Consider the following 12,639-nt stretch of genomic DNA (forward strand, 5'->3'; position numbering starts at 1 on the left):
CTAATAATGCATAATTTTCTTCCATTCGCTTGGTTTGAAGGGCAATGTATCCCATTTAATGAGGCGAAGCTATCCATAGCTACTCATGCTCTTCATTATGGAACTGCAGCTTTTGGAGGAATGCGGGCTATTCCTGATCCAAATAATAGTAAATCATTTTTATTATTTAGAGCAGACAAACACGCAAAAAGATTATGTCAAAGTGCTAGATTTTTGATGACTGAATTAGATGAGGATTTTGTATTAAAGTCTCTTGAAGCATTTCTTGTTAAAAACAAACCAACTCAACCTGTATACATCAGACCATTTGTATATACTAGTGACTTAGGAATTGCACCAAGGTTACATAATATAGAAACTAATTTCTTTATTTATGGAATAGAACTAGGTGATTATCTATCACCTGATGGGGTTACTTGTCGCGTTAGTAGCTGGACTCGTCAGCAGGACAACTCACTTCCATTAAGAGGTAAAATTAGTGGAGCTTATATTACTAGCTCCTTAGCCAAAACTGAAGCAGTAAAAAGTGGATTTGATGAAGCACTATTATTAAATAGTCAAGGTAAAATCAGTGAAGCCAGTGGTATGAACATTTTTATAGTACGTAATGGTGAATTAATTACACCTGGTGTTGATCAAGATATTCTTGAAGGTATAACTCGTTCAAGTGTTATAGAACTGGCAAAAAAAGAAGGTTTGAAAGTTATTGAAAGACCAGTAGATAAAACAGAATTGTTTATATCTGATGAAGTATTCCTTACAGGAACGGCGGCAAAAATTACTCCTATAAAAATGATTGAAACTACATCAATGAGCAAAGATATGCCAATAATGAATTCATTGAGAACAAAATTGACTAAAATTACAGAAGGTTTAGATCCTGAATATGAAAATTGGGTTAAACGTGTACATATAGATTAAAATAAGATTATATAACTTATTTAAATTAATGATTTTCATTTTTATAAGTTAAATATATAATTTATGAATGATTTTTTAGGCTATCTCAACTCTGAAAAGAGACCGATATTAGTCTTTGATGGCGCTACCGGCACGTCTCTGCAAGATCAACAACTTAATGCAGATGACTATGGCGGAGCTTCATTAGAAGGTTGTAATGAAAACCTTGTATTGACATCAGTCTCCAGCGTCGAAAAAGTACATGAATCATTTTTAAATGCAGGTTGTGATGTAATCGAAACAAATACATTTGGTGCTACTTCAATTGTTCTAGATGAATATGGAATTGGTAATAAAGCTTATGAGATCAATTTAAAAGCAGCACAAATAGCAAGGAATGTAGCAAATAAATATCAATCAGAGGAAAAACCACGATTTGTAGCTGGATCTATTGGACCAACAACCAAGCTACCAACCCTAGGTCATATCAGTTTTGATGAGCTAAAAAATTCTTATCTCGAGCAAGCTAAAGCACTAATTGAAGGTGGAATTGATCTTTTTATTATTGAAACTTGCCAAGATGTCCTTCAAATCAAGGCTGCTCTGCAAAGCGTAAATGAAGCTATTGGTTCTGGAAAGAGAATTCCATTAATGGTGTCTGTAACCATGGAAACGACCGGCCAGATGCTTATTGGTAGTGATATTTCTTCTATTACAACAATACTGGAGCCTTTTAATATTGACATTTTGGGCCTTAATTGTGCAACTGGCCCTGAAGAAATGAAAGATCATATTAAATATTTATCGCAACATTCACCATTTCATATAAGTTGTATACCAAATGCAGGACTTCCAGAGAATGTAGGTGGCAAGGCTCATTATCGATTAACTCCAATGGAACTTAAGTTCCAACTTAGTCATTTTATTAATGATTTAGGAGTTCAACTAATTGGGGGTTGTTGTGGAACTAGACCGGAACATATTAAGCAACTTTCAGATTTATCTAAAGAGCTTTTATGTTCTGAGCAAAGATTGGATACTCTTTCAAAAGAAAGATCAATAATTCCAGCTGCATCATCAATATATGAGTCTATTCCGTATGTGCAAGATAACTCTTTCTTGATCGTAGGTGAGAGATTAAATGCTAGTGGATCTAAAAAAGTAAGAGAACTCCTAAACGATGAGGATTGGGACGGACTTGTTGGAATTGCAAAATCTCAACTGAAGGAAAATGCTCATGTATTAGATGTAAATGTTGATTTTGTTGGAAGAAATGGGATCGAAGATATGTCTATGTTAGTCAAAAGACTTGTTAATAATATTAATTTGCCTTTAATGCTTGATTCAACAGATTATGAAAAAATGGAGAGTGGGCTAAAACATGCTGGAGGAAAATGTATTTTAAATTCTACTAATTATGAGGATGGACCAGATAGATTCTATAAAGTAATTGATCTTGCTAAACGATACGGGTCAGCGGTCGTAATCGGAACAATTGACGAAGATGGAATGGCTAGATCTGCTGATAAAAAAGCAGAAATAGCTACCAGAGCCTATAAGGATGCGACTGATTCTGGATTAAAATCTTATGAAATTTTTTATGATCCGTTAGCATTACCTATCTCAACAGGATTAGAAGAAGATAGAAAGAATGGTTTAGAAACTATAAAAGCAATTAAGTTAATAAAAGATAAACATCCAGAAGTTCATTTAATCCTTGGAATTTCAAATGTAAGTTTTGGTTTATCTTCTAGTGCAAGAATTGTTCTTAATTCTATCTTTCTTAATGAAGCAATTAAGGCCGGTCTTGATTCTGCAATTGTTTCTCCTTCAAAAATTTTACCTCTAAACAAAATAAGTGAAGAAGAGATAAAAATTTGCATTGATCTTATTTATGATAGAAGAATATTTGAAAATAAAGTATGCACATATGATCCTTTAACAACCTTAACTAGTTATTTCGATGATTCAAAGACACTTTTAAATAAAAGTACTAATAATGATGATATTAAATTACCAATAGAAGAAAAACTAAAGAATCATATTATTGATGGTGAAAAAACTAATTTACATTCAAATCTTGATTTCGCATTAAAGAAATATAAACCTTTGGTAATAATTAATGAATATTTATTAGATGGCATGAAAGTAGTTGGTGAATTATTTGGGTCGGGTCAAATGCAATTACCCTTTGTTCTCCAATCTGCGGAAACAATGAAATTTGCTGTTTCATATTTAGAGGATTTTATGGATAAATCTGAGGTTAATCAATCAAAAGGAAAATTTATTATCGCTACAGTTAAGGGTGATGTTCATGATATTGGCAAAAATCTAGTAGATATAATTTTATCAAATAACGGTTATGAAGTTATTAATTTAGGAATTAAGCAAGAAGTCAATTCTATAATTAATGCTCAGAAAAAGCATAACGCTGATTGTATTGCCATGAGTGGACTACTAGTTAAATCAACTGCATTTATGAAAGATAATCTTAAAGCATTAAATGAAGAAGATATATCTGTGCCTATTATTCTTGGTGGAGCAGCTCTGACTCCAAAATTTGTTAATCAAGATTGTGCAAGTGTTTATAAAGGCAAAGTTATTTACGGTAAAGATGCTTTTACAGATTTAAAATTTATGGATTCATATATGAAAGCAAAGGAATTAAATAATTGGGATAATTTCTCAGGCTTTAAAGAAGGTGCTCCCGAGGGGATTACTATTGGTAATTATAAAAATACAAATACTCATCAACAAATCAATCTCAACAAAATCAAAGAAAAGCCTATTGAAGATACCTCAAGATCAAAAGATATATCTCAAATAGATCCTATTAAACCACCATTCATTGGCCCAAAGTTTTTACTAGAGAAAGACATAGATATAACTAAAGTTTATAAATTCTTAGACCGTAATGCATTATTTGCTGGCCAATGGCAAATGAAACGTTCTAAGAAAATGTCTGCTTCGGATTATAAAGACTTTTTACTTAAGAAGGCAGAACCGAAATTAGATTACTGGATGAATAAAATAATAAATGAAAAACTAATTAATCCATCATTAGTTTATGGATATTTTCCATGTGGCAGAGTTGGTAATAATTTAAATGTATATGATAAAGATCACAAAAGTTTGTTAGGTGATTTTTTATTGCCTAGACAAAGATCTGGCAAAAGATTTTGTATAGCTGACTTTTATAATGACTTAAATAATAATCAGCCTACAGATTACTTGCCAATGCAGGCTGTAACAATGGGAGAATCAGCTAGTGAATATTCTCATAAACTATTTAGTCAAGATTCTTACTCTGATTATCTATTTTTTCATGGTTTAACCGTACAACTAGCAGAGGCACTTGCTGAATATATACATTCTGTTATTAGGATTGAATGTGGATTTGAAGGCTGTGAACCAGCTAATATAAAAGATATCTTAGATGTTAAATATCGAGGATGTCGTTATTCTTTTGGGTATCCAGCTTGTCCTGAAGTTTCAGATTCTAGAAAACAATTGTTATGGCTTGATGCTAAAAAAATTAATATCTCTATGGATGAAAGTGAGCAACTTCATCCTGAACAAAGTACAACTGCTATTGTTGCATTACATCCGATAGCCAAATACTTTGGTATTTAAGATTTCAGCTAAATTGTTAATTATCAAAACAATTTAATTATTTATTTCATTCATCGATTCTAAAACCTCCATCTGAAATTCAGCCATTGACTCTGAATCACTTAAATCTATACCTTCTCCTGCTGCATTTTGAGTTAATTCCTGAAAGTGAAAAGCACCTTCACCGGTTGCCAAAAATTCCATAGGGGATGATTCTCCGCTTTCGCGAAAGGCATCACATAGAGCTAAGAATGCTCCGTCATCAGAAAAGTCCCAATCCATCGAGGACACATTACTGTTTGAGGTTTTAACTCCTTCCCCCCTGCTTTCGTCAACCTTATTTGACAATAATCCGAAACTATTTTGCAATTTGATAAATTTATTTTTTAATTGGAGCGCCTAAAAGTCTTCCTACACAATGGATATCAACGGCTAGAGGCTGAATGAACAAATTATGATAAAGCTCATTTTTTCAAGCGTTTTTTATTTAGCTTCTTACTAAAAAAGTTTTATTATCAAAGCTCATCATCATTGAAGGCGTCATCGGACCTGTATGAGGCTTTAAATCGTCTCTAGTGCGTCAAATTGATTATGGTTATCATTTAGCTTCTTTGCCCTACGAAAGCCTTGTTAGGCATGAATTCATACATAACAATTAAAATACTCAGCAATTTCATGAACCAAGAGAGTAATGATCATTTATTTGTTAAAAAGTTTTTATTTAACGTTTTAGATTTTAGATTAATATTTATATAATTAAAATACTGTTAAAGGTCTTTCGATGTGAAGAAAGAATTAATATGGTCAAAAGCTCTTGAAACTAGTAGAAAAGCTGTAAATTCTGGAGCCGTAATCCCATTAGACACCATAAAATATAAAAATAATCATGATAATTGTGATTATGAATTACGTTTTCTTAACAGTCCTATTCCAAAATATTTAATTGAATATGGTCCTAAAAATAATCCATTTATTCCATGGGATTCTAGACTTGAAATTCAACCTATAAATGACAAACATACGCTGATCCTAAATAAGTATCCTGTACAAATAGGACATATGTTATTGATAACAAATATCTGGAAGGCTCAAAATGGATGGCTTAATATTGATGATTTTAGAGCTATAGTAGATGTTGATAATGATACAACAGGTTTATGGTTCTTTAATAGCAGTAAAGAGGCTGGAGCAAGTCAGCCTCATCGACATTTTCAATTACTTCGCAGGCATACTAATGAGAGTATTTGTCCTAGATATAAATGGTTTTGCTCTTTATTAAATAACAAAAATAATATCAATTCTCTAATATCACATTGTATCTCAATAAAAGCACGAGTTAAAGATATAAATTCTCAAGCTAATGGTCTATATAAATCTTATAAATCTATGGCAGTAAGTATGGGCTTAGGGGAAATAGGTAAGATTAATAAACCACGAAAAGCTTATAATTTACTTATTACCTCTGAATGGATTGCATTAATAACACGAGAAAAAGATATATCAAATGGATTCAGTATAAATGCCCTTGGTTTTGCAGGATATTTTCTTGGAACAAAAAAATCAAATATTAATTATCTTATAAAATTTGGACCAGAAGAAATATTAAAAGATGTAGTAGAAAAATTAGATAAAAGGGAGGCTAACCTTCAATACTAGAGTTGTTTACATTCATCTGCTCCTCAAGTTTAGTAATTGAAGCTGTTATGGCAGCAAGCTTTCTTTCATAAGATTCTTTGATTGAAATTAAAAAATTTAATTTCCTTGACTGAAAAAATTTTTTTCTTTCACTCCAGTTTTGAGATGAATCGCAGAATTTCATTTCAGAATAGTATCTTATGAATCTTAAAAATAATACATAATAATATTGATCTATGTGGATATATCATATTTTTTTTATAAAATATCCAAATTCAAATATATTGACTAATTTAAGATAAATTATTTTAATTCTAAACTAAATGTTTGTTGAATATTAAAAGCCTATTACTATGTGTCTAGTTATATGTCTATTGTGACGGAAGGAGAGGACAAGGAAGTTAAAAGAATTTCAATTGACTTACCGATTGAGCTAATAGACGGCGTAGATCGTCTTCGAAAAGAGTGGGGATTAAGAAGAAGGGGACTAGTCTTTGAAAGGTTATTACAGGTAATTTTATCAAATGATATTGATGAGGAAGTAGCTGAAAATGAGCAATTTGATTTCAAACAAAGTAGCAAACTAGACAATCTAACTGATAAAAATGGAAAAGCTAATAATAATAATGAAGAAAAAGCACTAGTTATATTTGGGAATAAGAATGTCGAAATAAAAAATGTAGTAGTTAATCAAGTAAAAACTAATGAGATGCGACCCGATCAAAAGGAATTGAGTTCCACAGGTATTGAATTACCTGGTTTTATAAGGAAACAAACTACAAATCTAAAAAGAAGTTTGAGTAAAGATAAAACTATTAAAAACATGGAAGATACTTCTATTACCACTATTGATATAAATGATTTAGTTAAAGCAAAAGATGCTGCAGAAAAACATTGGATCTACCTTTATGGGCAAAAACCTACTGAAAGTGTCATAGAGGCATCAATGATTTGGTTTGCAAGGGATATTTGGCCTAATGTCGATGGTACTGAAAATATCCCTTTTACATGGAATGCGGCCTGTAAAATGCTTAATTCCTATTGTAATGATTGGAAAATAGATTCTTTAACATTTGATCATGTAATTATTTTAGCTGGAGCATTAGAAGATCCCTTTTCAACTAAAAACTTAAGAAACAGAATACCGACAATTATTCGCAGATTCGTAAATAAATTCAAACGTAGTCAAAATGTGACTTCATTCCAAACCCTTGAATCTACAATGACAGTTCATGGAGCACTAAAGTTATTGGGCTTACCCACAAAAGCTGGTTCTTCTCTAACTCTTTCATTCATAAGAGATGCCTACAAGGAAAAAGCACTCTCCAATCATCCTGATGCAGGGGGATCAAATGAAACAATGAGAAAACTAAACGAGGCTTACCAATTACTTAAGGATCTATACAAAAATTAAGCATCTCATGCGTCTCATATGAATCTACACGTGAGTCTCCGTATGCAACTCATATGAGATACATTGGATAGTATTTAGTTTAGATTTTAAATTTAGATCTAACTAATTCGGAAATATTTGTTTATCAGCCAATTTGATTGGTTGAATATCGATTTAAAATAATTTAATTGATTGAGAACTCCTTAATGACAATTTAAAATGATTGTTTTTTTTATTTTAAATATTTAGAATTCCTAGAAAGCATGCCAATTAGTAGATTAGAAATTTACTTGTCCAAAACTCGTCCATTTTAATTAGCTCCCATATAAAACCTTTCACTGTAAGCATTTTTGAGCTTGCATAACTGCTTTAAAGACAGTTATGCCTATGTTAATGATTTTTTTGTTTCTACTTGAATACGTATATACTCGGAGAAGGGCGTCTCAACTATCTATTGCTGGACTCATTGTTAGTCCTAAGATGATTTGAATACAAGACTATATAGATCTATGTATTGCGATGAACGTATAGCGCTGAGTTTTTTTACAAAAAAGACAGTTTCTTGAATTGATTTAATAAAGAACATATTAAAAAACCTAAAACGGTGATATTTGAGGCCATTCTTCTTATGCGATATTTGTCTAAACAGTCTCAATAGAGTCTAGGTGCAAGTCTCACCTAAAGAAAAGAATAAGACCCGCGAGACTAGCTTCTTAAGTCTGCTTTTAATTTCTCTTTAAGAGCTTTTCTTATCTTTTCATGTATGGGATTTATATCTTCTTCTACAAGAGTTTTTTTAGTATCTCTATATCTAATTCTAAAAGCCTGGCTAATCTCTTCTTCGGGAATCGATGATCCTTCGTAACGGTCGATCAATTCCACTTTTTCTAATAGTGGTCTTCCAAATTTTTTTATTAGATTGATAATTTCTAAGGATGTGTGCTTTTTTGAATGAATAAGTGCAATGTCTCGTTCCATGTAAGGAACAGTAGGATAATCTTTGTAAATTCTTGTCCAATTAGTTTTCCTCGTTGCAGCTTTTATCAATGGATCAAATTCGAGATTAAATAAATAAGTTTCTTTAATGAGATTAAATTTCTCAGATAGAGAAGGATGAATTTGACCAAAGAAACCGATACTTTTACCTTCAACAAATAATTCAGCAGTTCTACCTGGATGCATGAAATGCTTATCAGTTAATTGTTTATCAATAGTTTCTATTGGTAAAACATCGAGAGATTGTTTTAGTTTTCCTCTTGCTTCAAAATAATCTATTGATAAATGTTTTGATGATACACCCCACTTACTAAGTCGTTTATTGCCAGTTATTGCACCTGATAATAAATTTGTTTCTACAAAAAATTCTTTATCTTTTTTATAAGTTTTAGCTATTTCAAAAATCCAACAGCCCTCAGCTCCAAAAGAAATATTCCTTTGGAGAATTTTTAGATGTTCATCCCATACATTTGTTCTTAATCTACTTGTTTCTGTTAGTAGTGGATTTTTGATCAATACAGCATTTTCACCAGAACTGTCAGGGCCAACAAGTGAAGATGTAACTACTTCCTGAAAACCATTATGAATAAATGAATTTCTTAGACGTCTTTCAACTAATTTCGAGGGAGATAATACTCCAGGCTCAAGAGGATCAGGCATGTTCGAATCAAAATTATCATATCCAATTAGTCTCGCTATTTCTTCTATTAAATCAATTTCTCTTGTTAAATCAGATGATCTATAAGGAGGTATTTCTACATTCCAACCCCAGGAATTAGAGGTGATCTGGCAACCAAGTTTAGTTAGAAAAGTCTCAATCTCATCGTTATTAAGATAACGGGTTCTATTAGAACTTCTATCATCAGATAGATTATTAGTGCTTATTAATTTACCAAGTATTCTATTTATTTTCTCAATCCTAAGACCAACACTAATACTTTTCCTTTTAAAATCATTATTCACATGAGTCGATTTAATACTTCCTCCTAATTCTAAAGAAATAAGTTGACTAGCCCTTTTTGAAACTGCAATTGTCATATTTGAAGAGATTCCTTTTTCGTACCTACTACTTGCATCTGTCCTGAGACCTATTTCTCTACTACTATTTCTAATTGATGTGGGTGTAAAAACAGCAGCTTCTAGCCATATTCTTGTAGTTTTATCACTTACCGAACTATTGTTTCCACCAATAACACCAGCTATTGCAATTGGGATATCATTGCATGTAATTAAGTTTATATTAGGATTTAATTTATACTCTTTTTTATCAAGTGCTAAAAACAACTCACCTTCTTCACCATTTCTAATTCCAAAATCGTTAGGTTTAACTTTTCTACCGACAATCTCATCTAATAGATCTGCATCAAAAGCATGTAGTGGTTGACCTTGTTCAAGCATTAAATAGTTTGTTATGTCAACAATTGGATTTATTGAGTTTTGTTTTAATGAACTTAATTTATTTAATATAGTTTTATTTATCTTGTCTGTATTATCTATACTATCAATATACGTAAGAGAGTAAATACAGTCTGATCCAAAAGACTGAATATTTTTTATCTTTGGTGTAAATTTATTAAAGTCATCATTGAAATCTAATTTTGGTAATGTTAATTTAGAATTTGTTATTGTAGATATTTCGCGGGCTATACCAACCATTGACATACCATCAGGTCTATTAGCAGTAATAGCTAATTCAATAATAGTGTCATTCAAACCAAGGTAATCAGCAGCATTTGTACCAATAGGGGGTACATTCGATTCATTTTCCTCAAGTATTTCTATCCCTTCATTATTACTTTCTATCCCTAATTCTCCAAGCGAGCAAATCATTCCTTCGCTTTCGACACCACGCAAATTAGATAATTTTATATGTAATGAATTTGCGGATAAATAGGCTCCTACCTTAGCCACTAGAACGTGATAACCGGCTTTTACATTTGGTGCTCCACAAACAATGCTTAATTTTTTGGGTAAACCAACATCTACAGAACAAACTTTTAGCTTTTCCGCATTTGGATGCGGTTTGATTTCGTCAACAAAACCAATAACAACATTCCTTGCTCGTTCTGATAAATCTTCTAATGATTCAACCTCAAAGCCAGTCATTGAAAGCCTTTCAGCCAAATCGTCAATATCATTGTTAAATTCGACAAGATCTTTTAGCCAAGAAACTGATACCTTCATGATTTGCTCTCATACGAGTTAAACATAGATGTTCAAATGAATTTATTAAAAAGGGTGCTTAGCCTAGTAAGATTGTACTTTGTTTCCTAGACTCACAAAAAGTTTAGCTAAGTTCATATGGCAAAAAAAGGAACCAGAATAGTGGTCACTTTAGAGTGTACTGAGTCTAGATCTGTACCTAGCTCAGAAAAACGTTCTGCAGGAGTATCTAGATACACCACAGAAAAAAATCGTAGAAATACTACTGAGAGACTTGAACTTAAAAAATTCTGTCCTGAATTAAACAAGATGACTATTCATCGAGAAATCAAATAATTATTTTCTTTTATAAACTTTTAAAAAATGACTAATTCACTATTTAAACAAAAGCTTTCTCCTATAAAGCCAGGTGATCCTATTGATTATAAGGATGTGGAATTACTTAAGAAATTTATTACCGATCGTGGAAAAATTTTACCTAGAAGACTTACAGGATTAACAGCAAAGCAACAAAGAGATTTAACTACAGCTGTTAAAAGAGCAAGAATTATTGCTCTTCTACCTTTTGTTAATCCAGAAGGATAATTCTTATAGTAAATATTCTATTAATAATAGAATGTGCAAAAAAATAATAAATAGAGAAATTAATAATATAATATCTAAAAATAAGCAATCAAAAAATATAAACGATTCAGTTAAAGACCTTACTCACCTTAATACATATACCATTGACGAATCTCATACTATTGAAATAGATGACGCAATTTCAATAGAAAGAAAATCTGATCACTATAAATTGTGGGTTCATATTGCATCGCCTACTTCATATATTGAATATCAATCAGCTATTGATATGAAAGCTAGGCAACTTATTTCAACTTTGTATTTATCAACTAATACTTTATACATGCTTCCTAAAGTTTTGATTAACAGTATCTTCAGTCTAAGTGATAAAGAAAAGAGAGTTTCAATAAGCCTAGGTGTTATTTTTAATGAAGACGGTAGTATTAAATCATCAGAAATTGTACAGAGTTTAATAAAAGTAAACTATCAATTAGATTACGAAGAAGCAGATGAACTTATAGATTATGCACCTAAAGAAGAAGAAGATTTAAGTATTATATCAACTATTTTACAAAAGAGAAACTGTTGGCGGAGAAATTTAGGGGCCATTGAAATTCTCGAACCATATGGAAAAATTATTGTTAATACTAACATTCCCAAGATTAAAATAATAGAGCCAACTATATCAAGACAATTAATAAGTGAAGCAATGATTTTATATGGAAATATAATTTCAGTTTTTACTGAAAATAATAAAATACCTGTTCCCTATAGAGTGCAACAATGTACTAATCAAGCTATTACAAATAATATTAAGAATTCGGAAGATAATGTTCTATATAATTTTTTACTAAAGAAAACAATGGGTAAGTCATATTATTCCATAAACCCACTGCCTCACTATAGTCTCGGGCTAATATATTATTTACATGCTACATCCCCTATTAGAAGATATGCAGACTTAATAGTTCATTATCAATTAAATCGCTTTCTTAATAATAAAGCTCTAATATCTGAAGAGGAAATATATAAAATTATAATAGATATAAATAATTTAAGTAAACAAAATATAATGAGATATAGAGAAGATCAAAAAATATGGCTTAATAAGTGGTTCGAAATTAACACGTTAATGGATTATCAAGTCACATTATTAAATTGGATAAATAGATATAAGGATATTTGTATTTTGTACTTTATTGAATATAAATTTTCTTCTATATGTAAATTGAAATCAAAGACACATATAAAAGTCGGTGATAAATTTAACGTCAAAAATATAACTCAAAATTATAATGATATTATTTATTTTCAATTAATTTGATCATCAACATAAAAGAAAATTAGCAGTATGCAAAAGTTTTAAAAATATAATA

10 protein-coding genes are annotated in these 12,639 nt (G+C 30.9%); 7 read left to right on the forward strand and 3 right to left on the reverse strand.

What is annotated here, in order from left to right:
• Positions 1 to 6: 6 nt before the first annotated feature.
• Complete coding sequence (locus DNJ73_RS04915; RefSeq protein WP_158466584.1) at positions 7 to 921, forward strand: branched-chain amino acid transaminase; 915 nt, start codon at positions 7 to 9, stop codon at positions 919 to 921.
• Positions 922 to 984: 63 nt separating this feature from the next.
• Complete coding sequence (gene metH, locus DNJ73_RS04920) at positions 985 to 4,533, forward strand: methionine synthase (protein ID WP_158466585.1); 3,549 nt, start codon at positions 985 to 987, stop codon at positions 4,531 to 4,533.
• A gap of 33 nt (positions 4,534 to 4,566) precedes the next feature.
• Here the strand turns inward: metH and DNJ73_RS04925 are convergent, their stop codons facing one another.
• Entirely contained in the window at positions 4,567 to 4,794 is a 228-nt protein-coding gene (locus DNJ73_RS04925) for a hypothetical protein (protein WP_158466770.1), read from the reverse strand.
• 501 nt (positions 4,795 to 5,295) lie between these two features.
• Here DNJ73_RS04925 and DNJ73_RS04930 point away from each other — a divergent pair.
• Positions 5,296 to 6,168 carry an ATP adenylyltransferase gene (locus tag DNJ73_RS04930; protein WP_158466586.1) on the forward strand — a complete coding sequence of 291 codons (873 nt, stop codon included), beginning with the start codon at positions 5,296 to 5,298 and terminating at the stop codon, positions 6,166 to 6,168.
• Here DNJ73_RS04930 and DNJ73_RS04935 read toward each other — a convergent pair.
• Positions 6,152 to 6,331, reverse strand: coding sequence for a hypothetical protein (locus tag DNJ73_RS04935; RefSeq protein ID WP_158466587.1), 180 nt, complete (start codon positions 6,329 to 6,331; stop codon positions 6,152 to 6,154). The two genes, DNJ73_RS04930 and DNJ73_RS04935, sit on opposite strands and share 17 nt — an antisense overlap.
• Positions 6,332 to 6,514: 183 nt before the next feature.
• On the opposite strand from DNJ73_RS04935, the gene DNJ73_RS04940 reads away from it, so the two are divergent.
• Positions 6,515 to 7,561: a molecular chaperone DnaJ gene (locus tag DNJ73_RS04940; RefSeq protein WP_158466588.1), complete on the forward strand. Its 1,047-nt coding sequence runs from the start codon at positions 6,515 to 6,517 to the stop codon at positions 7,559 to 7,561.
• A 684-nt stretch (positions 7,562 to 8,245) separates the two neighbouring features.
• Here the strand turns inward: DNJ73_RS04940 and pheT are convergent.
• Complete coding sequence (gene pheT / locus DNJ73_RS04945) at positions 8,246 to 10,720, reverse strand: phenylalanine--tRNA ligase subunit beta (protein ID WP_158466589.1); 2,475 nt, start codon at positions 10,718 to 10,720, stop codon at positions 8,246 to 8,248.
• 117 nt (positions 10,721 to 10,837) lie between these two features.
• On the opposite strand from pheT, the gene rpmG reads away from it, so the two are divergent.
• The 3 genes from rpmG to DNJ73_RS04960 are packed head-to-tail and all read left to right on the forward strand — an operon-like array spanning position 10,838 to position 12,587.
• Positions 10,838 to 11,035, forward strand: a complete 198-nt coding sequence (gene rpmG / locus DNJ73_RS04950; RefSeq protein WP_011823694.1) for a 50S ribosomal protein L33 — start codon at positions 10,838 to 10,840, stop codon at positions 11,033 to 11,035.
• Positions 11,036 to 11,062: 27 nt separating this feature from the next.
• Positions 11,063 to 11,284 (forward strand): 30S ribosomal protein S18, encoded by a 222-nt coding sequence (rpsR, locus tag DNJ73_RS04955; protein ID WP_011293874.1) that lies wholly within the window; start codon positions 11,063 to 11,065, stop codon positions 11,282 to 11,284.
• A 31-nt stretch (positions 11,285 to 11,315) separates the two neighbouring features.
• The gene (locus tag DNJ73_RS04960) at positions 11,316 to 12,587 is read left to right on the forward strand and encodes a ribonuclease catalytic domain-containing protein (protein WP_158466590.1); all 1,272 of its coding nucleotides are present in this window, start codon (positions 11,316 to 11,318) and stop codon (positions 12,585 to 12,587) included.
• The last annotated feature ends 52 nt before the right edge of the window (positions 12,588 to 12,639 follow it).

The sequence above is a fragment of the Prochlorococcus marinus XMU1408 genome (genome assembly GCF_003208055.1).
Lineage (GTDB): Bacteria > Cyanobacteriota > Cyanobacteriia > PCC-6307 > Cyanobiaceae > Prochlorococcus_B > Prochlorococcus_B marinus_A.

What these genes read in the sequence shown, in the direction of transcription:
- DNJ73_RS04915 (WP_158466584.1), top strand. Translation starts at nt 7, where the DNA reads ATGCATAATTTTCTTCCATTCGCTTGGTTTGAAGGGCAATGTATCCCA.
- metH (WP_158466585.1), top strand. Translation starts at nt 985, where the DNA reads ATGAATGATTTTTTAGGCTATCTCAACTCTGAAAAGAGACCGATATTA.
- DNJ73_RS04925 (WP_158466770.1), bottom strand. Translation starts at nt 4,794, where the DNA reads ATGGATTGGGACTTTTCTGATGACGGAGCATTCTTAGCTCTATGTGAT.
- DNJ73_RS04935 (WP_158466587.1), bottom strand. Translation starts at nt 6,331, where the DNA reads ATGAAATTCTGCGATTCATCTCAAAACTGGAGTGAAAGAAAAAAATTT.
- DNJ73_RS04940 (WP_158466588.1), top strand. Translation starts at nt 6,515, where the DNA reads ATGTCTATTGTGACGGAAGGAGAGGACAAGGAAGTTAAAAGAATTTCA.
- pheT (WP_158466589.1), bottom strand. Translation starts at nt 10,720, where the DNA reads ATGAAGGTATCAGTTTCTTGGCTAAAAGATCTTGTCGAATTTAACAAT.
- rpmG (WP_011823694.1), top strand. Translation starts at nt 10,838, where the DNA reads ATGGCAAAAAAAGGAACCAGAATAGTGGTCACTTTAGAGTGTACTGAG.
- rpsR (WP_011293874.1), top strand. Translation starts at nt 11,063, where the DNA reads ATGACTAATTCACTATTTAAACAAAAGCTTTCTCCTATAAAGCCAGGT.
- DNJ73_RS04960 (WP_158466590.1), top strand. Translation starts at nt 11,316, where the DNA reads ATGTGCAAAAAAATAATAAATAGAGAAATTAATAATATAATATCTAAA.